Origin of the sequence: Acinetobacter sp. ANC 4169, from assembly GCF_002135355.1 — a bacterium.
Lineage (GTDB): Bacteria > Pseudomonadota > Gammaproteobacteria > Pseudomonadales > Moraxellaceae > Acinetobacter.
Window position 1 is genome coordinate 73,331 of the sequence record NZ_NEGE01000014.1, and the last position, 25,858, is coordinate 99,188.

The window sequence follows — 25,858 nt, forward strand, 5'->3', positions numbered from 1 at the left end:
GCGAATGATCAGACAAGTCACTTCACTTGTTCTGGTTGGCCGTCAATATTTAAAGCTTTATCCATTCGTACTTCATCTGTAGATCAGCCTGTATTTCTTCCTTCAAAACTCTGGAAAAGCATGAGCAATGCGATGCAGTTCCGCCAAGTTTAAAATTTCAATTTTTTTAAAAGATAGACGCAAAATATTTTGCTGTTCTAAAGCTTGCAGTTCCTGATTGATGGTTTGTCTGGAACAGGTCAGCATTTGCGCCAGTTGTTCTTGCGATAAATGAATGACATTTTTTTCAATGCTTAAATGATTGCCATATCCATTTAAAATAAACAGCAAGCGTTGTGCCAAACGCTGGCTTATGTTTTGGGTTTGGATTGAAATGAGTTCTAAAAAAGCAAAGCGTAGTTTTTGACTGGTAAGTTGCGCAATGTGATACCAAAACACCGGATGTTGTTGCAGCAGCAATTGTAGCGCGGTACTCGGTATATGCAGGATCAGGCTTTTTTGCGTGGCAATGGCATCATGAGAACGGGGCTTGGCATCGACCAGTGAAATTTCACCAAACCACATAATCGGTTCAACAATCGCAGCAACTGCGGCTTTGCCATGAATATCAATATAGCCTAAGCGAACTGCACCTTCTAGAACGGCATAGATGCCATTAAATACATCCCCCGAATGAAAGATGGTTTGTTCCTTGTCGAAATGCAGCTGCACAGCACTGTTCACAATAAAGTCCTTAAACAGTACAGGCAATTGGGTAAACCAGACATTGTGTTCTAAATGATCGATATAAATGGACTCGAGCACGTTAATTCCTTTTTTTATTTCAGTTGTCGGCTAACTGACAACTTGTCCCTGGGTTTTTTTATATAGTAGAACAATAAGTGGAGCAAGGAAGAATAACATGACCAAATTAGAACAGCTGTTAAGCCAGTATGCAGCTTATCACCTCGATCAAAAGAATATTTTTACTCATTTTATTGGGATTCCGTTGATTGTTTTTTCCATTATTTGCCTGACTGCACGGGCAGGTATACCGCTTGCAGGCTTTGAATTGACCCTTGCCTTATTATTAATGATTGCAAGTTGCATCTATTATTTCAGTCTGGACCGCATTTTCGGGATTGTCATGCTGGTCATATTTGCGTTTATTTATCCAGTGGCCTACCAGATTGCGCAAATGCAGATGGCGAGCTGGTTCAGCTTGAGTATCGGCATTTTCGTGGTGGGCTGGCTGTTTCAATTTGTTGGTCACTACTATGAAAAGAAAAAGCCGGCATTTTTAGATGACGTGATTGGTCTGGCAATAGGGCCTTTATTTGTTTTGGCAGAGTTCGTATTCTTGCTGGGATTTCGAAAGGATTTACAGCAAAGAATGTTGGTTGAGGCACGTAAACAACGTACTGCAATGGATGCCAAGACCGTCGATATCACTTAATTCAAAAAGATCTAATTTAAAAAACTTCAGTATAAAAAAGCCGGTTTGTTGAACCGGCTTTTTTAACAATTATGGCTTTGCTTTGTTCATCTCGGTATTGGCTTTGTGCATATCCATTTTTGCTTTGTGCATTTCAGTGTTGGCTTTATGCATATCTTTTTCTGCCGGTTTGATCATATTGCTATGTTCTTTTGCGGCATGGGCTTTGCTTTTTTCATGCTGCGTAGCAGCATGTTTTTTGGCTTCTTTTGTAGTAACACATGTGCCGCCCTTATGATTTGGACCCGTACCACCCGTCATGGTCATGCCTTTAGGGCACGCAAATGCCGTGGCACTAAGCATTGTGAAGATCGCTGCTGTAAAAATTGTGCTGAGTTTTTTCATTGCTATTATTCTTTGAAAACAGGCATCAGTGCCTGTATATAAATTAGGCAAATTTTATTCGCGATTAAGTTGTAACATCGTTGTTGAACAGCAAGATTTCAGGGTGAAATTGTCGGCATATTTTTAGTTTTAAGCGAAAATTAAGCTGATGCTGTATCAAATTAAATCAGCATAAAATAATGAATGGTTGTTATATAAAATAGCCTAAGCTATTGGGGATTAAACCCAATCATATTGAAAACTGCATTTAATGCAAAATTATAAGGTATCTAGTGGACTCTCAAATTGAGTCAATCGCATTGGGAAAGTTCGCGCGGGAATCACTTCTGCTTATAAACAATTTTTCCGATGATTGCTGCACTTTAAACCTAGCGATATTTGTGTGACGAAAGGGAATACGCTTGATTATCCTAATTAAAGCTGCATGTTATAGGTACTAAAATTTACCTTAAATCCATTTTGAACACGCTTAAAAAATAAAAAAGCCAGCATAGAGCTGGCTTTTTAAGCTGTTTTGAAATGTCAGAATGGCTTAAACGTTAAAACGGAAGTGCAGAACGTCACCGTCCTGAACCACGTAAGTTTTACCTTCCAGACGCCATTTACCAGCTTCTTTGGCACCGGCTTCACCGTTGTATTGAACGAAGTCATCATAGGCAATACATTCAGCACGGATAAAGCCTTTTTCAAAGTCCGTGTGAATCACACCAGCTGCTTGTGGTGCGGTTGCACCTACTTTCACAGTCCAGGCACGCACTTCCTGTACACCTGCGGTGAAGTAAGTTTGTAAGCCAAGCAGGCTATAACCGGCACGGATTACAATATTCAGACCCGGTTCTTCCATACCCATGGCTTCAAGGAATTCAGCACGGTCTTCATCTTCAAGTAATGAAATTTCAGCTTCAATCTGGTTGCAAAGCGGAACCACAATCGCATTTTCTTCGGCAGCCAATTTTTTAACAGCTTCTAGATGCGGGTTGTTTTCAAAACCGTCTTCAGCCACGTTGGCAATGTACATGGTTGGTTTTAAAGTCATTAAACCAAAACCACGTACCAGTTTACGTTCATCATCATCAAGATCGGCTGCACGTGCAGGTTTACCTTCATCGAGTAAAGGTAAAATTTTGTCTAAAACAGCTTTAGTGGCAACGGCTTCTTTGTCGCCACCTTTAGCTGATTTTGCTAAACGTGTTACTGCTTTGGTTACAGTTTCCAGGTCAGCAAGGGCAAGTTCGGTATTGATGGTTGCAATATCATCCAACGGGTCGATTTTACCATTCACGTGAATAACATTTTCATCTTCAAAACAACGCACCACGTGTGCAATGGCATCGGTTTCACGGATATTGGCAAGGAACTGGTTACCCAAGCCTTCACCTTTAGAGGCACCAGCCACAAGACCGGCAATATCAACGAATTCCATAGTCGTTGGAATGACACGTTGAGGGCCAACAATAGCAGTCAATTTATCTAAACGTGGATCGGGTACAGGAACGATACCGGTGTTTGGTTCGATGGTACAGAAGGGAAAGTTTTCTGCAGCAATGGCAGCTTTAGTCAATGCATTGAAAAGTGTAGATTTACCAACGTTCGGCAAGCCGACAATACCGCAATTAAAACCCATGAAATAACTCACAACGTGTTATATAAAAATTGCCGATGATTTTACATGAAAGCCATGACAAAGTCAGGTCATGGCTAGACGGTTTGTTGAAAACTCCTAAAATCGGGCAGCTTAAATTTTACGTTTATCCAACTGGCTGGAAAGGGTATCGCCTGCTGCCTGAACCAGCATCACTAGAATCACCAGCACCACAATCACGGCGAGCATGATTTGCATATCAAAGCGCTGATATCCATAACGGTAGGCGATATCTCCCAAACCGCCAGCACCAATGGCACCGGCAATGGCGGATGAGTTGATCATGGTGACTAAGGTTACAGTAAAACCTGCCACTATTCCCGGTAGTGCTTCAGGTAACAGCACATGCCAGATAATCTGTTTACGGTTACAGCCAATGGCTTGAGCTGCTTCAATCAGCCCTTGATCCACTTCACGTAAACTGACTTCGGCAATACGGGCAAAGAAAGGTGTTGCCGCCAAGGTTAAAGGTACCACTGCTGCCCATACGCCGTAACTGGTGCCAACAATCCAGCGGGTGAGTGGAATGAGCGCGACCATTAAAATCAAAAAAGGAACCGAACGGGTAATATTGACGATCCAGCCCAAGCCTTGATTGATGCTTTTGGATGGATAAATGCCGTGTTCGGAAGTACTGACTAAAATCACAGCGATAGGCAAGCCAATGATAAAGGCAACAATGGCGGACACACCGACCATCAGCAAAGTATCAATTGTTCCGGTCAGTAATAAATCAATGAGCTGGTCGTGCATAGCCTATGACCTCAATCTGTGCAATGTGTTGTTTTAATTTTTGCTGAAGTAGCCCGCTATCAATATTCAGATCAGGCACGGCGACAATGAAACTACCGACCAGATGCTTCTGGATGCTGTCGATGTGGCTCTGATACAAATGAACTGGCGTATCAAACTGCTCAAAAATAAATTTCAGATCAGGCGAATGTTGAACATCGGAGGCATAGCGCAGTTTTAAGATGCTATGCGAACTTTCAGAAATCACATTCGGGCTGATGGCAAAAGGCAATTCCAGTTGTTCCAGATTCAGCAATTCCTGGGTAATCTGCTGTTGTGGATTGGAAAAGACCGACCAGACTTCGCCAGATTCGACAATTTCACCGTGTTCAATCACCACCACCTGATCGCAGATTTCGCGAATCACCTGCATTTCATGCGTGATCAGCACAATAGTAATACCCAGTTTCTGATTGATCTCTTTCAGTAAAGACAGCACAACCGAGGTACTTTCCGGGTCTAAGGCCGAGGTGGCTTCATCACAGAGTAATATTTCCGGATGATGTACCAAAGCACGGGCAATGCCGACACGTTGTTTCTGGCCGCCCGACAGTTGCGAAGGGTAATGGTTTGCTTTATTACTCAATCCAACCAGTTGCAAGACTTCATTGACCCGCGCTTCAATCTCATGTTTTGGATAGTTGGCCACTTTCAGTGGTAAGGCAACATTTTCCCACACGGTCTTGGCAGACATTAAATTAAAATGCTGAAAGATCATGCCAATACGCTGTCTGAGCTGGATCAGTTCCGCATGTTTCAGTTCTGCCAGATCTTGCTGGTGAATGTGGATATGACCCTCACTGATCTGTTCCAGACCATTTAAGGTGCGTATCAGTGAAGATTTTCCGGCACCACTTTTACCGATAATGCCAAAAACCTTACCTTCAGGAATGTCCAGATTAATGTCTTTTAAGGCATGAACCGAGTTGCCCTGAACATCGTAATGTTTGTTCAGATTGCGGATTTTGATGTGGGGGACAGAGAAGTCCACCTGTGAACCAAAACTCACCATGAGTGTTCTCCTTATTTCCAGCCGGGGAACCAGAGTTTGGCACCGAAATCTGCATCCAAAGCCTGTTTTACCTTCGGTGAGTTCTGGTAGATGTCGACAAATTTCTTCAGTTTGTCATTCTGGTCTTGATAGTCCTCACGTACGGCAAACAAAATGGCATAACGGTTGTCTGTATTAGAGTCAAATAACAAAGCTTGTTCAGGATCAGCTGTTTTTGCCAGACGCAGGTAGTGCGGATAGCCAAAAGCCAGATCTACATCGTCAATGGCACGTGCAGTTTGTGGACCTTCGACTTCAACAAACTGTAATTTTTTAGGATTACTTGCAATGTCTTTCAGGCTAGATAAATAGTTTTCAGGATCTTTCAGGGTGATCAGTTTTGCCTGTTGCAATAACAGTAGGGCACGGCCTTGGTTTACAGGATCGTTAGGCACCACAACTTTAGCGCCGTCTTTTAGCTCATCCAGGCTGTTAATTTTCTTGGAATATAGACCAACGTGAGTGGCTGCACCTTTAGCGAATGCCTTGATTTTAAAGTCAGTTTCTTTTTTTGCATTGTCCAGGAAGGGTTGATGCTGGAAGAAATTGGCATCAATATCACCGTGATTCAGTGTGATATTCGGTGTATTCCAGTCGGAAAATTCCACCAGTTTCACGTTCAGACCTTGCTGATTTGCCTCTTCCGCTGCGACCTGTAAAGGCTTGGCAAAGGATGGACTAATGCCAATCACCAGTTCATCTGAACCGGATTTCTTTTGTTGATTCCAGACCACCAGTCCGATAACCACTACCGCAATAATCACCCCAATAATGGTGAATTTAGTTTTAGCGCTTTGTGCCATGATGCACCTCAAAATTTATGCTGATTGTTTTTGCTTTAAGTTGGAATTCGAAGTTGAGGCGGAGCTTTGACATCGAAATTGTTGAACAGGATGAGCGCTAGATAAGCGATCGCCTTGCTGGAACAGCTTGTGTCTAAAACTGCCTTGTTCATATGCAGTTTTATAGCGTCCGCGCTGCTGTAATTCGGGAATCACCAGACGGATAAAATCCTGATGCGATTCTGGAGCAACAGTACGGGTTAGGTTGAAGCCATCAATCCCGGTTTCATCAATGAGTTGAATCAGTTTTTCAGCCACGGTTGCACCACTACCGACAATCAGGGGATAACGTCCGCCCAGCACATGCTGGGCTTTTAAGTCATTTTTAGTGATTTTCTGTTCTTTAAACTTATTGTTGACCGAAGCAATGCTGTTGGTCTTCTGGTAAGGAATCGCTTCGTCATCTGCAAATTTAGACAGATCAATCCCGACTGAACTTGAAAAATGTGCCAAACATGCTTCAGGACTGGCATAAGCAATATATTCATCCAGTTTTTGCCGAGCCAATTCATCGCTTTCAGCCGTCACCACGGTAATGCCAACAAAAATTTTAATCGCTTCAGGATCACGCCCTTGTTCGGTGGCTTGCTTCCGAATTTGATCAACCTGTTTTTTGATTTTCTCGGGTTGATCACCACCAATAAACATGCCTTCTGCGTGTTGCGTTGCAAAAGCTAAACCACGAGGTGAGGCACCGGCCTGGAATAATACTGGGGTACGTTGAATGGAAGGTGAAATCTGAAATACACCCTGACTTTGGTAAAACTGACCTTGATGCTGTATCGGATGCACTTTAGCGGGATCGGTAAAAATACGATTCAGCTTGTCTTTTAAAACCGCATTATCTTCCCAGGAGCCTTCCCAAAATTTATAGCAGAGCTGTAAAAATTCTTCGGCTTGTTCATAACGCAGGTCATGATCTTTCAAGCCTTTTTCACCAATCAGGCGTTGGGCGCTGTCCAGATAACCGGTGACAATATTCCAGCCAATCCGGCCTTGGGTCAGATGATCCAGACTGGCAAAGCGGCGGGCAAATTGATACGGTGATTCATAGCTTAGATTCACCGTAATCCCAAAGCCTAAATTTTGTGTGACCGCAGCCATGGCGGAAACCAGAGTGCTTGGGTCATGACTGGGTAACTGAATCGACTCTTTTAAAGTCAGGTCAATATTGTTTTGATAAACATCATAAACCCCGGTGATGTCGGCAATGAACAGACCATCAAACAGGCCCTGTTCCAGCGTTTGAGCCAGATCAGTCCAGTAGCTCAGTTCATTAAAACGGTGCGACTGATCACGCGGATGGGTCCACAAACCATGATTGATATGACCGACACAGTTCATGTCAAAAGCATTCAACAAGATTTTTTTTGCCGAAGCAGGTAATGGATTTGTCATTACAATGTCCCCCGGCGTGGTGGCAATACCCCATTTAAAATATGGTTGGCAATGAAATAATATTTCCAGCGCGACGCATCATGCAGTGTGTGTACGCGTGCATTGCGCCAGAAGCGATCTAGGCCGTCTTCACGTTGGCTACCACGGCTGCCTGCCAGTTCAATCAGTGTTGAAGATGCCTTTAATGCTGTTTCGCTACTATGTGCCCGAACCTTGGCCACATCTAAAGAAGCTTTCGCGACATTTTCTGCTGTAGGTGCAGGTCTGGCGGCATCAATAGAACGCGCTGCCTGTTTTAGTAATATTTCTGAGGCGCGAACATCTGTCACAATTCGGCCCAGTTCAAATAGGGTAAGCGGATCATCAGTTGCTTTGTCTACGCCTGAATCAATCCATGGTCGTGCTTGACGCACGCGGTTCAAGGTTTCTTCAAATGCCGCACGGGCAATCCCGGTTTCAATAGAGGCATGCATCAACTGGGCAAAAGGTCCCGAGATGGTGGGCTGAGAATAAGCAGTATCAAATCGAACCACATCTTCCTCTAATACCTGCACATTATTAAATTTCACCGTGCCACTGCCTGTGGTGCGTTGGCCAAAACCGCTCCAGTCATCAATCAAAGTTAGACCTTCGCTATCACGCGGCACAAAAGCCAGGAATTGCTGATCCTGTTCATCGACCACCAGCGTTGGAATTCGATGGGCAAATAAACTGCCAGTGCAATAGAACTTTTCGCCGTTAATTACATAGCCTTCAGCATTTTTTCGGATAGCTGTTTGGCGTTGTGCGGCAGTTTTGGTTTTGAATTCTGCCAAGGCATTGCCAAAACGGGCACCTTTTAACACTTCGGCATAGAGTTTCTGTTTTTGCTGTTCCGTACCGTTATTACGCAGGATTTCCAGTCCATAAAAATGGTTTTGTGGAATTTGACCAATTGAACCATCTACACCACTCATCAGGGCAATCACTTGAGCTACGGTATAACTGGATACCTCTGCACCACCATACTGTTTGGGTACGGTAATGGCCCAGAGTCCGGACTGGCTATAAGCTTCAATTTCTTCAAACGGAAGGATACGCTCGGCATCGCGCTGAATGGCTCCAGCATTGAATTGTTCAGCTAAATTACGTGCAATTTCTAGCGCTTCTGCATCGGACTGAATAATGTGTGCATGTGCCAGCTGTTCGGAATTAAATGAAATAATATTTTGATATGAAGTCATGAGCTGTATCCTTAAATCCAGGCGTGGCGGGCAGGGAGTTTATGATTCAGGTAATAATCCCCAAGCGCATGCAATTTCCAGCGCACTGGATCATGCAGGGTATGTACCCGGGCATTGCGCCAGTGCTGATCCAGGTTGTGCTGACTCAGACTTGAACGGCTACCGCCGAGTTCCAGTAATTTTTCTGAGATATGCAGCGCTGCATCATTGGCATAGACTTTTGCTTCAGCAACTAAAATAGAGGCTTTTGCAGCCTGCTCATCTGTCACCGATTCCAGTTGATCAAGCTTATCCAAATATTCAGCTGCTTCATCAAGTAATAAAATGGCTGCGTCTAAAAGAACAGAAGATTTCCCCACTTCCTGTAAGGTGTAATGTTCAAAACTGGCTTTTTCGACTTGTGCATCGACAATCGGACGGGCTTTATGTATAGCGCTTACGGTATCGGCAAAGGCAGCTTCGGCAATGCCGACATCAATGGCAACCTGTAATAATTGTGAATAAGCACCGCGATAATTGGGCTGACTGGAAAGCAGGCGTTCATCAAAAATCAGCAGGGGATCAACTTCAACGTGTTGAAGTCTGACTGTGCCACTAGATGTGGTGCGTTGACCGAAACCATCCCAGTTATCAACCACTTCAACACCGGCAGCCTCACGATTCACAATGGTTAAAACCACATGGCCTTCAGGATGAATGGCTTTAATCGCCAGCCAGTGCGCAAAGCTGCTACCAGTAGAATAGAATTTTTCACCATCGACAAAATATCGTCCATTTTCAAAGCTTAAAGTCGTTGCCAATGTTTTAGTATCTTTGGTATTGCGCTCCGGACCACCGTTGGCCAGACGTTTGCCTTGTAAAATTTCACGATAAATAAACTGTTTCTGCTGCTCTGTCCCCATAATCTGGATCATATTCAACAGCGCAATTTGATTCTGTGGAATTTGCCCTACACTGGAATCTGCTTTGTTGATGATGCGAAATACATGCGCAAGGGTTTTATTGGAAACAAATGCACCACCGTATTGTTGAGGAATACGAAGACCGCCTAGGCCTTTCTGGCTGAACAGATCAATTTCAGCAAAAGGCAGCAAGCGCTGTTGATCACGTTGATTACGACCTTCGAGTGCAAAATCAGCCACATGATAAGCGGCATGAATCGCATCGAGATCGTTTTCAATCACATGAACATTTTCAGAAATTAAACGAGACATAATGACACCTTAAATCGATGTCAAAAAGCTACAAGGAATTGGCTGTGGAACTAAGCAATTGCTTTTGCAAAGCTTAGAAGAAATGTTATTTAGGATAAAAAGTGCTACATTTTGATTGAATTTGAATAAGTTAAATGTTTAAAAATAAAAAAAATATTGTTTTTGATGGAATTTTTACCAGTGAGAAAAAGCGCGGGTTATCTGCTTTAAAGATAACAAAGACAAAAAAACATATAAAAATTTAGCAAAGGGGATTCGATATTTAGCCATTTATTTTGAATAAAAAGTACATTGTAATTCCAAGGCAGGGTGACTAAAGTATCGGACTGAATTAGGTGGTTTTGACTTGGCAGAACTAAAAAAATAAACGCGGAGTTTTTATGCGAATTTTATACCAGTTTCCCTTATCTCATTTTTGTGAAAAGGCGCGCTGGTTGCTCGATTATAAAGAATTGGATTATGTTGCCCATAATCTCATCCCAGGTGTGCATCGTGCATTTGCCCAATTAAAAACCGGACAAAACCGTTTACCTATATTACGTGATCAAGAATACTGGATTGCGGATTCGACTGAAATTGCCTTATATCTGGATGAAGTATATCCGGAACATTCTTTATTGCGTGCCGATCCGCACCAACGTCAACTGGCTTTGGAAATCAATGGTCTTGCCACCGAACTGGGCAGACATGTACGCCGTTGGGGACTTGCCCATACCTTGTCAGAAAGTGAAGAGTCGTTAGACATTTTAATTGGTGAAAAGGGTTATTTGCGTCAGTTTGAAAAATATTCCAAACCGATTATCAGAGCCTTGCTTTCTAAAGGTTACCAGCTGAATGCAGACAAGGTGGCTGAATCCAAACAGCAAATGGATAATATCATCCAAAATTTAAATGAAAGATTGATTGAAAATCATGGGCGTTATTTTGTCGGTGAACGTCTAGGTCTGGCTGATATTGCGGTATGTTCCATGCTGGCACCGATTCTTGAAATTCCGGGTACCCCTTGGGAAAAGGAGCATGGGGAAACGCTGTCTGATAAATTTAAACAGTATAAAGAGCATTTAACGGCATTACCGTTAGGGCAATATGTACTGCGCATATATCACACTGAACGCAATGCACGGGTGGACTGGCGTGGTGTTTAAACGTTATTCATAAAAATACGCGCCTTATAGCGCGTATTTTTTTCACTTAATAACTTCTTAAAGAATCACTTAACCAAATACAATCGGGTGATCAAGCTCTAAACTTGGTGTTGATGTCGGCAGAGATGTTGCATCGTAACTTGGTAGTGTACTGTTACCCGGAATTTGTTGAGTTGAGTCTGTAATACCCGGAGCAATATTGCCTAAATCAATATTACCTAAACTACTATTGCCCTGTAATAAATCAGCAAGGTTGGCTAAGGTAGTTGGGGTATCGCCAACGAGTTGTCCAAGACCATCTTGTACGGTATCCAGATGAAAGTCACCACCCAGTAGGTCACTTAAATCAGGAAGGTTGGCATTGGCAAATAATCCATCTAATTCGCCATTACTATCAATCAGTGCAAGCACAGGTTTCAGGGCTTCAATGACATTATTTAGGCTAGCTGAAATATTGCCTAGGTCAGGATCATTGATGGTATCGATAATGACTTTCACCGCATTAAGGACATCATAAACCGCATCAACAGTTTCTGCTTGACTTGCATCAATTGCGCCACTAGTCGCTAATAATTTCAGTAAAGGATTAATACCTTGAATGACGCCTGAAATAGTTTCAGGAATATTGCCTTGATTCGCTTCGGTGAGGGTTGCCACTAAGGTCGCCACACTACCGACAACAGCAGGTAAAGCTTGTGACAATTGCGCCATATCTACAGATGAACCCTCTGGAGTAATTGATGCCAATAGCGGCATTAAATTTTCTGTAAGGTCATGTGCAATATCGCCAATCACAATATTTCCATTGCCAGCAATCAGTTTGCCGATCAGATCTGCAATTTCGCCAACATCGATGTTGCTCGAACCACCGATTAAGCTACCCACCAGTTGTGTGATTTTCGCGATATCAATATCGCCATTACCACCGATCAGGCTACCGACCAGACTCGCAATCGCGCCAACGTCGATGTTGCTCGAACCGCCGATTAAGCCACCCACCAGTTGAGCGATTTTGGCGATATCAATATCGCCATTGCCACCGATCAGGCTACCGACCAGACTCGCAATCGCGCCAACGTCGATGTTGCTCGAACCACCGATTAAACCACCCACCAGTTGTACGATTTTGGCGATGTCGATATTGCCGCTATTGCCACCGATCAGGCTACCGACCAGACTCGCAATCGCGCCAACGTCGATGTTGCTTGAACCACCGATTAAACCACCCACCAGTTGAGCGATTTTGGCGATATCAATATCGCCATTGCCACCGATCAGGCTACCGACCAGACCCGCAATCGCACCAATGTCGATATTGCTCGAACCACCGATTAAACCACCTACCAGTTGAGCGATTTTAGCGATGTCGATATTGCCGCTATTGCCACCGATCAAGTTACCGACCAGACCCGCAATCGCACCAATGTCGATCTTGCTCGAACCACCGATTAAACCACCTACCAGTTGAGCAATTTTAGCGATGTCGATATTGCTGCTATTGCCACCTATCAAGCCGCCTACCAGTTGAGAAATAGCTTTAATATCAAGATTGCTATTATTACTGCCCAATAGGCCACTCAATAAATTGGTAATTTGAGGAATATTTAAACTCCCACCATTCGATTGAGTCAAACTGCTGATCAGGCTTTGAATATTTAAACTTGAGGCATTTGAACCAGAAAACTGACTTAACACAGTGTTGAGGTTTGTTGTGCTCAGCTTACTTCCAGAGAGGAGGTTATTTAATAATGAGCTAACTGAAGGTTGAGTGCTAGATCCCGTCAGATTAGTAATAATATTGGTGAGGCTGCCTGATGTACTTCCACCGAATAAACCACTTAATAGGCTTTTGGTTTGAGTTTCGACGGTTAAGACAGGACTCACTTTGGTTTTTATTAAGCTTAAAATTGTAGAAGCCATGACCATTCCTTGTGTAATATATTGTTTCTTTTAAAGTGCGCTATTCTTATTTTGGTAGAGCGCCTCTCTTTTAAACTATTTCTATACATATGTAAAAGATGAGCGGTCATCGTATGCTGGATACTCGAGCGGATTAACCTTTTCTTAAAGGACGTCTTAAATTTAAATGATTTAAAAATAAAGATTTAATAAAAATTACCATTGGTCATTTTTTATACTTAAATGACGAGTGGTAATCTAAGCATCAATCAAATTTTCTTTATGAATTGACTAGGCTTTTGGAAAATATTTTCAGGATATTAAAATTTTGTGAAAAATAAATAATTATTGTATAACAGAGATAGCGTAATATTTTGCACATCTATTGATTATTGAAAAGAGTATAAAATGGAGCTCGACCGTTTTGACAAACAGATTCTTGAAATATTGAGTCATGAAGATGTGAACTTAAATGAACTGTCTGAGCGCATTAATCTTTCGGTCAGTTCTGTGCATCGACGTATTAAGCATTTGATTGAAGCAAATATCATGACGCATTTAAAGCGTGATATTAACTATGCCAAGTTGGGTTTTAGTTTGCATGTGTTATTGCAGGTTTCTTTAAATAAGCATGATACCGATACTTTTGCTAAATTTTTAGAAGAATTAGAAAGTATTCCAGAAGTGATTAATGCTTTTTTGGTGACCGGACAATCCGCTGACTTTATTGTCGAAGTGGTGGCTAAAGATATGGAAAATTATAGTGAAATTCTGTTGAAGCGGATTGGTAAAATTGAACATGTGGTGGCATTGCATTCTAGTTTTGTGATTAAGGAATATAAGGTGTTGAACTGTAGTGGCTTACTCAATCGGGTCTGAGAGTAAATTTGATGTTTAAAAAGGCACTACCATGTGCCCAAATCATTTACATTTGTTTAGTCAGTCTGTTGTTATGGCTACTGATTGATATGCTTAACATGAAAATGCATGGGTATTGGGGTGGTCGAACAGTCGATATATTGCTGTGGATTGCTCAATATTTAACTTTTCTTTATATTCTAAAAGATCGTTTTAAGAATAAATCTGTATTGAAAGCATGGTATTTAAGAATTTTTATTTCATTTCTAATGCTGATTAGTTTTACGATTTTACTGATTCCCATTTTATTTAGTTTTCATATCTGGATGGGTGGGCCATTATAAAAAACGCACCATCAGGTGCGTTTTTTAAATTCAGTCAGTATTAGCCTTCAAGCTGTTCTAATACTTCGTCTGAGAATTCAACGTTGGTGTAAACGTTTTGAACATCATCAAGATCTTCAAGCATATCAATCATTTTCATGATTTTTTTCGCTTGGTCGATATCTGTGATTTCAGCTTTAGTAGAAGGGCTCATGACCACTTCAGCATTGTCAGATTTTAAACCTGCTGCAGCTAAAGCATCTTGTACTTCACCGAACGCTTCAGGAGTAGTAATGACCAGAATTTCATCTTCATTTACTTCGATGTCTTCAGCACCAGCTTCTAATGCGACATCCATGATTTGATCTTCTAAAGAAACATCTTCAAAAGTAATCTCACCACGTTTAGTAAACAAGAATGCAACCGAACCGTTAGTACCCAAGTTACCATCAGTTTTAGAGAAGCAGTGACGTACATCAGGAACAGTACGGTTTAAGTTATCAGTCATTGTTTCAACAATAACGGCAACACCACCAACACCATAACCTTCGTAAGTGACTTCTTTTAAGTCGTCGTTGTCTTCACCACCCGCACCACGCTGAATAGCACGGTTGATCACGTCACGTGTCATGTTTACAGAGAGTGCCTTTTCAACTACAGCACGTAAACGTGGGTTGCTTGCTGCATCACCACCGCCAAGTTTTGCAGCAGTGGTTAACTCACGAATGTATTTGGTAAAAACTTTACCACGGCTAGCATCTTGTTTTGCTTTACGATGCTTGATATTGGCCCACTTGGAATGACCCGCCATGCGAACTATGCTCCTTGTAGATTGGCTTTATGCCTAATCGAATGTGTTAAATTCTACCATAAGCCCTTTTTTCTTAGAAAGGGCTAGCTTTTGAGTTTTTAAACAAATGCTACTTAGTTTTTGGTTTCAGGAATATTTTTAGCTTCGGGAATAATAATATCCAAGCCTACTTTTTCTTTGTAAAGCTGTTTTAACAAAGCCAGGTCATGATTAATTTCGGTAGGATAAATTTTTCCTAAAATTCCGCCTTGTTTGGTCTGTGAATTGGCATACATTAAAACAATAGGTACATTTGCAGCTTTAGCAATATGCCAAAAACCAGTACGAATCGGTCTTCTTGTTTCACCTGTTTTTGCCCGGGTGGCTTCAGGTGCAATCACCAGATTGAATTTTTCATTTTGTTGAAAATGTTCAACCATCAATGACACGATATCTTTATTGGATTTACGATCGACCGCAATCCCACCAATGGCTTCTAATAAAGGTTTCATCGGGCCTTTAAATAATTCTTTTTTAATCAGGGTATGAATTTTCATATCATAAATCTGGAATAGCGCTAGGGAAAGCACGGCATCCATCATGGAAGTATGTTCAAAACCAACAATGACCTGCTTATTTTCGAGTACATCGGGTTCAACGTGATAATTCCATCCTGCAAGTTTAAATGCAGATTCACCAATAAATTTTTTTAACATGGATATGAGGGATATTTGGTAATACGAAAGTGGGCTAATTTCTGCCTGTTCGTATTTATAGTCAAGTGCTGATGAGTTAAAAATAATCAAATAAATACACTTTACATAGCTTTTAAAAATACAGCCATTAATTGTTTTATATATAAAACAGTACTAATAAAGACTTAAAAGATATTATGAGATATAAATTAAGACTGAATAGTGACTATCCAGATTAAAAAATACCTATTAGACTTTTGTCGAAGATAAAAGTTTTTAAACATATGACCCGACCGGGCAACTGTTTAATGAGGATTGAAAAGAATGATGTATGTTTCGACTTTTCTATTAGCGTTTTGTTTGTTCATGCTCGTGGTTGTGTGGTCTTTAATCGAAATTCGCATTGAAGAGCATAAAGAACGCAGTCTTGAGTCTTGATCACCAGACAAAGCTTAAAAAATTCGACTATTTTAATTTTTTAAATCGTTATTTAAAATTTATATAAAAATTGAAGTAATAGTTTTTAAGTATAATTTATTCATCTTTTTTTCATGATTTTCATTTCAAAAATGTGATGATAGGAATGACTTGATTTAGTTTGGATATTTTTAAAACTAAATACTCAATTACAATCTGTTAAAAGGTGATTGTTTAAAGCAACCCAATCATTATTCTATTTTCTTCATTAATAACGTCTCTTAAAAATTGTGAGTTGTACTCAATTTATTAGCGGGAAATATTGGTATAGCATCCTCATATAAAAGTTTCTAACGTTTGTCATAGATACACATGCTCAGTAAATTTGTAGATCGTTTAGGGTAGGGTGGGACTAAGTTCTATAAAAAAATAATAACCTTTTAAAATGTGCTAAATAATTGTTGTGTTACTGTGCAAGTGAAAGCAAAAATGCTTGTTTTTTGAAAAAATCTTCGTTAGTATTGCCTCGCTTGAACTTGTTGATATATAACAAATTCAGCTTATAAGGGCCTATAGCTCAGTTGGTTAGAGCAGCGGACTCATAATCCGTTGGTCGACAGTTCAAGTCTGTCTGGGCCCACCATATAAAACAACCCCTTACGTGTATTAATCGTAAGGGGTTTTTTAATTAAAACAAAAAAGGTAGCAAATAGGTAGCAATATGAATGATCCATTTGGACTTAGATTGTCGAATGAAATTAACTTAGGTATTCAGAAACGATTGGAAAGTGAAAAACAACAAATTAATGAATCAGTTCTTTATTTAGATTTAAATTCGACTAAATCAAAAGTACCTATATATACGGTTTTACAAATTGTACTAAAAAAAATTGAAGGAGAGTCGAGTAAAGTAGATCAACTTTCTGAAGCTCAGATTGTGCAATATTATCGATCTATTTTGTTAACCCTTAAAAGTGCAATGAAGTCATCTGAGAAAATTATTATTATTGAAACAGAAAAGCTTTCTTATCCTATTACAGAAGATTTCTTAGATATTCTTATAAAAGAAGGTCTTCCGGAAGGAAATGAGTTAGGGCTATGGCGGCGGTTTTCTAAAAAATATGAGGACTTTGTTATTCCCATAACAAAAATTAAAAAATTTCTTTTAAGAATTAATCGTTATCAAAATATTCAACCACAAAAAAGTTCGACCTCTACACAAGCGCGTCAGGAATTTCTAATTAAAATTTATAAAAATTTAAGTAAAGAAGATCAGGCTTTTTTAGATGATAAACCACAAGGTAAGCACGGAATAAAAGATAAAGTTCGTAAAAGTATTTCGGATGAAGAATTTACTCTTCACTTTGCAGACATTGACCATAATTTTGATAATTCATGGAAAGCTGTAAGAAAAATATTGAAAAAAGAAAATTAATTTAAAGCAAAAGGATAATTATCTTTTATTTTTATTATTTTTTAAATAAAGTTAAATAAATCACTGATAATAAATAATATTATAAATATTTTTATTCTTATATTTATCTTTTTACTTATCTTAATTTTTCATCAAAACTATTTATAACTTCTTTACGTTGTTGGTAAATTTTTATGAATAGTAATGATTTGAATATTGATCAGATTAATGATTTAGCATTGCTCACAACTAATCAAACAGCCCAGATTTTCGAGTTACAGCCTCAAACATTACGTAAGTGGGCAATGGATGGTAGCGGGCCAATTCAGCCCATCAAAATTGGTAATCGTTTAAGGTGGAAATTAAAAGATATAAAAAAACTCTGTAACGCTGAGGGAGATGAATAATGAAAGATATCTCACCTCTAATAGTACCGCCTCTAGTGCCAAATCTAGTAGTACCACCTCTAGTACCACCTAAATGTGATCTAACATCATTTCATTTTCTTGCAATTGAAGTAAATAATTTCTTATCAAGTCTTGAATGGATTTCATTTAATTATGTCGAAAAAGTTGCATTCTTTAATTTATTGCTCAAAAGTTGGCATCAAATTCCTTGTTCTAGTCTTCCTAATGATGATGTGCTTCTAAAACATTTTTCAGGTGTAGGACAAAAATGGGGAAAAATAAAAGAGAACGTTCTTTCTGGATGGGTGTTAGCTTCAGATGGGCGATATTATCACCCATATGTTGCAAAAAGAGCTTTGGAAGCATGGTTAATAAAATTAAATGCTTCGTTAGATGCAAATAAAGGTAATGAAAAACGTTGGAATGTATCAATCGATAGTTCTGAGTTATTAGCTGATTTAGAAGAAGCATTGCAATGTTTAAAAATATTAAATCCAACATCTAAAACCTTAGAAAGTCATGTTTTAAAAGCAATAGTTCGCGCTAATAAACATATAGATAATTATGTAAATTTATCGAGGGGCGATCCCAATATAAATAAACATAATCAAACTAAAAAAATATTAAATAAAAAAGAAGACATCAATGCTTCGTGGGAACGTAATGATCTGACTTCTCAAATTTTAGAAAGCAAAAGAAAGAATTAGGAAGATGAATATGCCAAATAAATTTGATTACTGCGATAAGCATGAGTGCAATAAAGAATTAGTTTTTGAATGCAGATGGGTATGTAACAAATGTATATCAGAAAGCTTGAAAAATGGAAGCAATCAATATAAGGAAGATTTACGAAAGAAATTTCTAAGTATGAAAATTAAAAATGCTCAAATACCTCCAGATTTGAAAAATAAGGATTTAAATAATTTTATTATTAATGATGAAGAGGATGAAAAAATAGTTGATCTTGCAAAACGATATATGGAGCAAATATTAGAAAAGAAAACTCATTCAAATCTTATGATTACTGGGCCAACTGGAGTTGGAAAGTCACATATAGCTGTGGGTATTTTAAAGTATTGCTATGAACTAAATTATTTTAGGAATTCTGTTTGTTACTCAACTTCATTTGGATTGGCAAGTAAAGTTATTGCTACTTGGAAAAATCCTGATTTGAATGAAGAAGATGTTCTTAAGGAATATTCGGAAATTGATCTTTTAGTTATTGATGATCTAGGTTATGACGACATGGGTAAAAAAGCTGAAATCATCAATAAGATTATTTACCGTAGGCATGAAAATCAAAAAAGTACAATTATCACTTCTAACCTAAAATCCAATCAGGTGCTTGCATATATGGATAACCGAACTTGTTCACGATTTTTGTCATGTCTATATTCTGACATAAAAATTGATACTGAAGATTTTCGTTTGAAACGAATATAAATTTTGCAAATTTAGAATAGATATTAAGTTTGCAAAATCAATGAGTAAGTTGCCCATTTGTTCTTATTCCACTGGGACACTTTAATAATTCACCCGAAAAATTAAAGTGTCACTTAACCTGGACAAGATTATCAAGATGGCCAATTATCTTTTTCGTTTTTTCCATTGATTCATTTATAGATTGTATGCATGTGCTTGATGGATCATCTGATCTAATAAACCTTTTATCACAATCTTATCCTTCAAAATGATTTAACCAAAAGTTTAATTTATGACTAAAAAAGCAGATTCAAATCAGATAAGTAATAGACGTTATGATGCTAAGTTATGGGCGGAAATTCGCAGGTTTTATGAATCAGCAACCCATCCTAACTATGAAAAAATAAAAAGTATGATGTGTGCTGAATTTAATCTTGATACTTTTCCATCACAACGCACTGTAGAGCGCCATGCTGCAAAAGAAAGATGGATTAGGTATGAAGATGAAATTATCAATAAAGTCGCTCCTAATAAGTACAGTGATGAATTTTGGCTTTGTGTTAGAAGCGTTCATGAATCTAATCCTAAAACCACCTATAAGCGCCTAAAAGAATTAGTCCAAAATGAACTCAAGTGCAATAACTTTCCCTCGCAACAGGCTATAGCGAATAAGGCTAAACATGAGGGATGGGAAAGGTCAGACTCTTTATTAAAAAAAAGTGACGCTACCTTAAAAAAATTGATCCGCAGCGTCAAAAAAATAGAATCAAAAAATATTTTAAAGGAGGATTTAAATAATAAAGAAAATTTTGAAAATCAAAATCTTGGACATAGTGATACAGTTGTTGACGTAGATGATTTTGACTTCATTAAAGAAATCGTAGAATGCGAAAAAGTTAATATCAAAAATCTATTCACAAATGCACAAGTACGACTTAAAAGTCAGGCTGAAGTGATTGTAAAATCACGAAAAAGAATGGCATTAAATAACGATTTTGGAGATCTTTTATACGATAAGCTGGTAATGATTTCTACCTTGCTTATGTCGGATAAGGTCAGGTGTACTTTTACCAAACCAATGATGAAGCAACTCAAAGACCAATTGAATACTTTGTGCCAAATTTTAGAAGTCTATAACAATTTTTCTTTCAATAGGCGTGAGAGTATTAAGTTTGAATTGTCCTTGTACGGTACACAGTTAGAAGACCTTAAAGACATGAATGATACGAAGCGTGGGAAGGATCTAAATAATAATAAAGCCTATGAAGAACAGAAGTTGCATTTAGAAGCTGAGAAGGAACAGATAGCAGCACGTAGACGTTATATTGATTCAGGTGGACTAGAAGAAGAGGTAAATACTGAAATGGAACGGCGTATGAAAGAAGTGGAATCAGATGAGCATGATGCAGACTAGTAGGTGGAATAGCTAAATATGGAAATTCTTTACTTTTGCGAATGAGTTTTTATCTGTAGCTTAAAAGTTTTTTTATTGATGGGTAGTTATTTCAAATAATACCAACGCCCATCAATTTTCGTTTCATGATCTATTTTTACTTCAATTTTTTTGCTAAAAAGCATGTTTTCCTCATCACGTTCATAGTGAGCAAAATGGGCTCCTTGTATCGCATCACAATGAAAACAGCCGTTAGATAAATATGCTTCTCCACGTGTTTTACTAAGCCGTTTAATAACAAAGCCATACTGATATTGTTGTAATAGTTCAGGGTGGTTAATCAATTCGCTATGTGGTTGAGAGAGCTGTTCAATACTTAACCTTTCTATTTTTGTCAGTTTCTCTTCATGATGAATAAAATAATTAATGTCCATAATGAGGTTGGTGGGTCGTTTGCATTTCCAGCATTCAACGGTATTCATGGCTAATTGCATAAATCTGATTGAATTAGGTTTTAGAGAATATTGCACGGCACCCTTCATTAGAGATTCAAAGAACTGAATGAACTCTATTTCAACCAAATTATATGAATCACGACCTTCAAATGCTCCACTTGCAGTCAGTTGATAAGTTTCTTTATTCAGCCAAATCGAAAAAACAGGAAGTTCATAACTCTGGTAGTCTAAGACATCCCATTTGTTTTTCTGGGTCGTTCGCATAAACCAAACTGCTCGAATTCCTGAAGCAATATATTTTTCCTGACGGCGCTTTGTCTCCTCAATGCTTTGAGCAGACCACTGAATTTCTATGGCTATTTTGGCTTTATTTTTCTCAGCATAAATATCAGCGATCCAGATTTCACCATTTGGCGTTTGCCCACGATATTCAGGAATTACAGTCCAGCCATTTTCGTGAAGATATTTTAAGATGAGATATTTACATAATTGATGTTCGCGACTTTCACCCGAGCTAAAATCACAACTACTGGAGGGATGATGCGCAAAAAATTGTGTTCCCAGTTTATTTTTCTTAGGAATCGCGGGTGTCTGGCAACATGGCATAAACATGCTGAGGTTTTTATATTTATCTTTCAGTCTCATCCATTGCTCATCATTCAGCGTGAAACTGTAGATTTCTTTATTTTCAATAATACTGAGAAAGCCCATTGTTATACTAAATAATCATCTTTTGCCCCATTTTAATGCTAGTAAAATCCTTTGTAAATCAGGCACAATGAAACTATAAATTTCAAGTTTTTATAGCCTGAGCGCTAGCGGTATTTTTTAATGACAAATAATAATTTTTCACAAGTAGCAGCTTTTATCTGGTCGGTTGCCGATCTCCTGCGTGGTGACTTCAAACAATCGCAATATGGTCGTGTGATTTTACCGTTTACGCTGTTGCGCCGTTTAGAGTGTGTACTTGAAGCCAGTAAGGCAGATGTATTGGCAGCCAATGAAAAAGTGAAACTCATGCCACTGCCAGAAGAAGCCAAAGAAAAAATGCTGCTGAAGGCAACCAATGGCCTGTCATTTTTTAATACCTCCGAGCTGGATTTAGGCAGCCTAGGTCAAAAAGATATTCGTTCAAACCTCAATACTTATATTCAAAACTTCTCCAAAGATGCACGTGAAATCTTTGAACACTTCAAGTTCGATGAATTTATTGGTCTCCTGGATGATGCCAACTTGCTTTACAAAGTCGTTCAATATTTTTCAGACCCTAAAATTGATCTCAGCCCAAAAAATATATCTAACCATGAAATGGGCTTAGTGTTTGAAGAGCTGATCCGCCGTTTTGCCGAAGGTTCAAATGAAACTGCAGGGGAACACTTTACCCCACGTGACATCGTTCGTTTAACCACAGGTCTGGTATTCAGTAAGGATGATGATGTGCTGAGTGGTGACGGTATTATTCGGACCATTTACGATCCTACGGCGGGTACGGGTGGATTTTTATCCTCAGGTTCAGAATATGTGTATGAGCATAATCCTGATGCGGTGATGCGCGTTTTTGGTCAGGAGTTAAACCCAGAGTCTTATGCGATCTGTAAAGCAGACATGCTGATTAAAGGTCAGGACGTGCGTAATATCAAATTGGGTAATACGCTATCCAATGACCAGTTGGCCTATGAGAAGTTTGACTACATGCTATCGAATCCGCCATTTGGGGTGGACTGGAAAAAGATCGAATCAGATATTAAAGACGAGCATGAGCAAAAAGGCTTTGAAGGGCGTTTTGGTGCAGGCTTGCCACGTGTATCGGATGGTTCTTTGCTGTTCCTGATGCATCTGATCAGCAAGATGCGCAATAAAGACGACAGCACGGCGCAAGGCAGTCGTATTGGTATTATCTTGAATGGTTCACCATTGTTTACAGGCAGTGCGGGCAGTGGTGAAAGTGAAATCCGCCGTTATATTTTAGAAGCAGATTTGTTGGAAGTGATTATCGCGCTACCCACCGATATGTTCTATAACACCGGTATTGCGACTTATGTTTGGGTACTCAGCAATAAAAAAGAGACTCAACGTAAGGGCAAAGTACAGCTGATTGATGGTAGTAACCTGTACAGCAAAATGCGTAAGTCGCTTGGCTCTAAACGTAATGAAATGAGCGAAGATGATATCGCGATGATTACCCGCAGTTATGGTGACTTTGAAGTGACAGATGCGCGTGAACTGGATAAACCCGCAGAGGTTAAATCTAATCGTGGTCGTCAATCGGCTAATCCTAAAAATGAAGCTGCTAAAACCTTTTCTAGCAAAATCTTTAACAGTTACGAGTTTGGCTACCGCCGTGTGACTATTGAACGTCCTTTACGTTTATCGGCTCAGGTGAGTGATGACGCCGTCGCATCGTTACGTTTTGCGCCGAAGCCATTTAATGCCGTGATGCAAAAGGTCTATGCGCAATACGTTACGAACTGGACAGAAGACAGCTATGGTCAGCTTGATGAGTTTGACGTGGAAATCCGTGCGCTGATTAAAGCTGAATTTAGCGAGCTGAAAGAAAAAGATATCAAAACTGTGCTTGAGCCAAAACTGTGGTTAGAACAGCGTAACTTATTAAACAAAGCGAAATGTTTACAAGCCAAGATTGGTACGGCGCAATGTGATGACTTTAATGCCTTTGATGATGTACTCAAGCAAGCCTTAAAAGATGCCAATGTGAAGCTTGAAACCAAAGAGAAGAAGCAATTTATTGATGCCATTACTTGGAAGAATGCCGATGCTGAGCCTGTCATCAATAAAGTGGTGAAAGGTTCTGAAAATCCGCTTTATGGTCAGTTTAGTTATAAAGGCAAAGTGGTTGAGTTTGTGCAGGATGGGGATTTGCGTGATGCGGAGAACATTGCGCTTGACCCAAGCCAAAGCACGATAGATTTAATCGAGTCTTACTTTAAGCGTGAAGTTCAACCGCACGTCGCTGATGCATGGATCAATGCTGATAAGCGTGATGCTCAAGATGCTGAAATTGGCATTGTCGGTTATGAGATTCCGTTTAACCGTCATTTTTATGTGTATGAGCCGCCACGTGACTTAGCGGAAATTGATGCGGATTTAGATGCGGTCAGCCGTGAAATTATGGCACTTCTACAAGAGGTGCATTCTTAATGGCGAAGTATCAAAAATATGCTGAGTATCAAGATTCAGGTATTGAATGGTTAGGTGAAATTCCTAATCATTGGGCAATGAGCAAATTAAGATATCTATTTGATTTTAGTAAAGGCTTATCTATCACAAAAGAGAATCTTCAAGATGAAGGTATTCCATGTGTGAACTATGGTGAAGTCCATTCTAAATATGGGTTCGAAGTTAATCCTAAAAAACATCCATTAAAATATGTGAGTGAAAACTACTTAAAAACATCAGAAAATGCGCTTTTGAATATTGGAGATTTTATTTTTGCTGATACTTCAGAGGATTTGAAAGGTTCGGGAAATTTTACGCATTTAGTAGGTGATGAGCAGATATTTGCAGGCTATCACACGGTTATTGCTCGTCCCCACAATGCAAATTCTAGTAGGTTTTATGCTTATTTGTTTGATTCGAAGGAATTTCGCTCTCAAATTCAATTAGCAGTGAAAGGCGTTAAGGTATTCAGTATTACACAAGCAATGTTGAGATCGGCTGATGCTTGGCTTCCATCAACAGATGAACAAGTAAAAATCGCCAATTTCCTCGACCATGAAACCGTACAAATTGACACCTTAATTGCCAAACAAGAAAAGCTGATTGAACTGCTTAAAGAAAAGCGTCAGGCGGTGATTAGCCATGCGGTGACTAAAGGTTTAAATCCTGATGTCGCTATGAAAGATTCAGGTGTGGAATGGTTAGGGCAAGTGCCTGAGCATTGGAGGATTACACCTCTAAAGTACCAAGTAGAAACCATTAATGGTTTTGGATTTAGCTCTAATGACTTTTGTGATGAAGGCGTGCCATTCATCCGTGCGGGTAATATTAAGAAAAAAAGTATCACTAATGTAGAAATTTTCTTGCCTCAAAAAGTTGTCAATAAATATAAGCGAGTAATTTTATCTTCTGGGGATGTAGTGATTAGTATGGTTGGGAGTGATCCAACAATTAAAGAGTCTGCCGTTGGTCAAGTAGGTATTATTCCCACTGATTATGAAGGTGCTGTACCAAATCAAAATATTGTTATTCTTAGAGAAAAAGGTTGTAATTTATTAAAAAAATATCTTTTTTATAGTCTTTGCAGTACTGCATACCGTACTCATTTAGATATTTTTAGCCATAAACTAGCAAATCAGGCAATTATTAGTTCTTCATTAATCATTAGTGCAAAATTTATGATGCCTAGCTTAGAAGAGCAATTAGAAATTATAAATTATTTGGATAAACAATTAGTGACGATTGACCAAATGATGTTGAAAGCTCAATCAGCCATTCAACTCATGCAAGAACGCCGTACAGCCCTTATTTCCTCTGCGGTCACAGGCAAGATTAACGTAGGCAAATGGCAACACCCCAATGAGGCGAAAATGGGGTTAAGCTCGTGAGTATGCTGAGCTGCCTCAAACCAATGCGTACTCCAGCAGATACAAAAAATCATTGCATAAATAATTGCAATGATTCACTATATGCTCAACAACA

The 25,858-nt window shown here is 39.2% G+C and carries 23 protein-coding genes and 1 tRNA gene; 11 read left to right on the forward strand and 13 right to left on the reverse strand.

What is annotated here, in order from left to right; translation table 11 throughout:
- Positions 1-102 precede the first annotated feature (102 nt).
- Positions 103-804 (reverse strand): Crp/Fnr family transcriptional regulator, encoded by a 702-nt coding sequence (locus tag B9T26_RS11875; protein WP_086199892.1) that lies wholly within the window; start codon positions 802-804, stop codon positions 103-105.
- Between the two features lie 97 nt (positions 805-901).
- Here B9T26_RS11875 and B9T26_RS11880 point away from each other — a divergent pair, with 97 nt between their 5' ends.
- Positions 902-1,435, forward strand: a complete 534-nt coding sequence (locus B9T26_RS11880) for a DUF962 domain-containing protein (protein WP_086199893.1) — start codon at positions 902-904, stop codon at positions 1,433-1,435.
- 69 nt (positions 1,436-1,504) lie between these two features.
- On the opposite strand, the gene B9T26_RS11885 is transcribed toward B9T26_RS11880, so the two are convergent.
- The 8 genes from B9T26_RS11885 to B9T26_RS11920 form a co-directional block, all read right to left on the reverse strand.
- Positions 1,505-1,819 (reverse strand): hypothetical protein, encoded by a 315-nt coding sequence (locus tag B9T26_RS11885; protein ID WP_086199894.1) that lies wholly within the window; start codon positions 1,817-1,819, stop codon positions 1,505-1,507.
- A 532-nt stretch (positions 1,820-2,351) separates the two neighbouring features.
- Positions 2,352-3,443 carry a redox-regulated ATPase YchF gene (gene ychF, locus B9T26_RS11890; protein ID WP_086199895.1) on the reverse strand — a complete coding sequence of 364 codons (1,092 nt, stop codon included), beginning with the start codon at positions 3,441-3,443 and terminating at the stop codon, positions 2,352-2,354.
- Between the two features lie 111 nt (positions 3,444-3,554).
- A complete protein-coding gene (locus tag B9T26_RS11895; protein WP_086199896.1) occupies positions 3,555-4,214 on the reverse strand; it encodes a methionine ABC transporter permease in 660 nt (219 codons plus the stop codon).
- On the reverse strand, positions 4,195-5,265 hold the full coding sequence (locus B9T26_RS11900) for a methionine ABC transporter ATP-binding protein (RefSeq protein WP_086199897.1): 1,071 nt from the start codon (positions 5,263-5,265) through the stop codon (positions 4,195-4,197). Before B9T26_RS11900 ends, B9T26_RS11895 begins: the two co-directional genes overlap by 20 nt.
- 11 nt (positions 5,266-5,276) lie before the next feature.
- Positions 5,277-6,107, reverse strand: a complete 831-nt coding sequence (locus B9T26_RS11905) for a MetQ/NlpA family ABC transporter substrate-binding protein (RefSeq protein ID WP_086199898.1) — start codon at positions 6,105-6,107, stop codon at positions 5,277-5,279.
- 15 nt (positions 6,108-6,122) lie between these two features.
- Entirely contained in the window at positions 6,123-7,544 is a 1,422-nt protein-coding gene (locus tag B9T26_RS11910) for an LLM class flavin-dependent oxidoreductase (RefSeq protein WP_086199899.1), read from the reverse strand.
- Entirely contained in the window at positions 7,544-8,767 is a 1,224-nt protein-coding gene (locus B9T26_RS11915) for an SfnB family sulfur acquisition oxidoreductase (RefSeq protein WP_086199900.1), read from the reverse strand. Before B9T26_RS11915 ends, B9T26_RS11910 begins: the two co-directional genes overlap by 1 nt.
- 11 nt (positions 8,768-8,778) lie before the next feature.
- The gene (locus B9T26_RS11920; RefSeq protein WP_086199901.1) at positions 8,779-9,981 is read right to left on the reverse strand and encodes an SfnB family sulfur acquisition oxidoreductase; all 1,203 of its coding nucleotides are present in this window, start codon (positions 9,979-9,981) and stop codon (positions 8,779-8,781) included.
- Between the two features lie 380 nt (positions 9,982-10,361).
- Here B9T26_RS11920 and B9T26_RS11925 point away from each other — a divergent pair, with 380 nt between their 5' ends.
- Entirely contained in the window at positions 10,362-11,126 is a 765-nt protein-coding gene (locus tag B9T26_RS11925) for a glutathione S-transferase family protein (protein ID WP_086199902.1), read from the forward strand.
- Positions 11,127-11,195: 69 nt separating this feature from the next.
- On the opposite strand, the gene B9T26_RS15725 is transcribed toward B9T26_RS11925, so the two are convergent.
- Entirely contained in the window at positions 11,196-13,046 is a 1,851-nt protein-coding gene (locus B9T26_RS15725; RefSeq protein WP_205666420.1) for a beta strand repeat-containing protein, read from the reverse strand.
- A gap of 387 nt (positions 13,047-13,433) precedes the next feature.
- Between B9T26_RS15725 and B9T26_RS11935 the strand changes: the two genes are divergently transcribed.
- Positions 13,434-13,904, forward strand: a complete 471-nt coding sequence (locus tag B9T26_RS11935) for an Lrp/AsnC family transcriptional regulator (RefSeq protein WP_086175902.1) — start codon at positions 13,434-13,436, stop codon at positions 13,902-13,904.
- A 363-nt stretch (positions 13,905-14,267) separates the two neighbouring features.
- Here the strand turns inward: B9T26_RS11935 and B9T26_RS11945 are convergent, their stop codons facing one another.
- A complete protein-coding gene (locus B9T26_RS11945) occupies positions 14,268-15,017 on the reverse strand; it encodes a YebC/PmpR family DNA-binding transcriptional regulator (RefSeq protein WP_086199904.1) in 750 nt (249 codons plus the stop codon).
- A 113-nt stretch (positions 15,018-15,130) separates the two neighbouring features.
- Positions 15,131-15,712, reverse strand: coding sequence for a 1-acyl-sn-glycerol-3-phosphate acyltransferase (locus B9T26_RS11950; RefSeq protein ID WP_086199905.1), 582 nt, complete (start codon positions 15,710-15,712; stop codon positions 15,131-15,133).
- Between the two features lie 962 nt (positions 15,713-16,674).
- On the opposite strand from B9T26_RS11950, the gene B9T26_RS11955 reads away from it, so the two are divergent.
- From B9T26_RS11955 to B9T26_RS11980, 6 genes are all read left to right on the forward strand, one after another.
- Positions 16,675-16,751, forward strand: a tRNA-Ile gene (locus B9T26_RS11955).
- 78 nt (positions 16,752-16,829) lie between these two features.
- Positions 16,830-17,543, forward strand: coding sequence for a hypothetical protein (locus B9T26_RS11960; RefSeq protein WP_086199906.1), 714 nt, complete (start codon positions 16,830-16,832; stop codon positions 17,541-17,543).
- Positions 17,544-17,716: 173 nt separating this feature from the next.
- Positions 17,717-17,929, forward strand: a complete 213-nt coding sequence (locus tag B9T26_RS11965; protein ID WP_143223020.1) for a helix-turn-helix transcriptional regulator — start codon at positions 17,717-17,719, stop codon at positions 17,927-17,929.
- Positions 17,929-18,636 carry a DUF1376 domain-containing protein gene (locus B9T26_RS11970; RefSeq protein ID WP_086199907.1) on the forward strand — a complete coding sequence of 236 codons (708 nt, stop codon included), beginning with the start codon at positions 17,929-17,931 and terminating at the stop codon, positions 18,634-18,636. Before B9T26_RS11965 ends, B9T26_RS11970 begins: the two co-directional genes overlap by 1 nt.
- A gap of 10 nt (positions 18,637-18,646) precedes the next feature.
- Positions 18,647-19,372 carry an ATP-binding protein gene (locus B9T26_RS11975; RefSeq protein ID WP_171262998.1) on the forward strand — a complete coding sequence of 242 codons (726 nt, stop codon included), beginning with the start codon at positions 18,647-18,649 and terminating at the stop codon, positions 19,370-19,372.
- A gap of 271 nt (positions 19,373-19,643) precedes the next feature.
- Complete coding sequence (locus B9T26_RS11980; protein ID WP_086199909.1) at positions 19,644-20,765, forward strand: hypothetical protein; 1,122 nt, start codon at positions 19,644-19,646, stop codon at positions 20,763-20,765.
- Between the two features lie 86 nt (positions 20,766-20,851).
- Here B9T26_RS11980 and B9T26_RS11985 read toward each other — a convergent pair whose 3' ends face one another.
- Entirely contained in the window at positions 20,852-21,910 is a 1,059-nt protein-coding gene (locus B9T26_RS11985) for a competence protein CoiA (protein WP_086199910.1), read from the reverse strand.
- A 120-nt stretch (positions 21,911-22,030) separates the two neighbouring features.
- On the opposite strand from B9T26_RS11985, the gene B9T26_RS11990 reads away from it, so the two are divergent.
- Together B9T26_RS11990 and B9T26_RS11995 are read left to right on the forward strand one after the other, a co-directional pair.
- On the forward strand, positions 22,031-24,358 hold the full coding sequence (locus tag B9T26_RS11990; protein WP_086199911.1) for a type I restriction-modification system subunit M: 2,328 nt from the start codon (positions 22,031-22,033) through the stop codon (positions 24,356-24,358).
- Entirely contained in the window at positions 24,358-25,764 is a 1,407-nt protein-coding gene (locus B9T26_RS11995; protein ID WP_086199912.1) for a restriction endonuclease subunit S, read from the forward strand. Before B9T26_RS11990 ends, B9T26_RS11995 begins: the two co-directional genes overlap by 1 nt.
- The last annotated feature ends 94 nt before the right edge of the window (positions 25,765-25,858 follow it).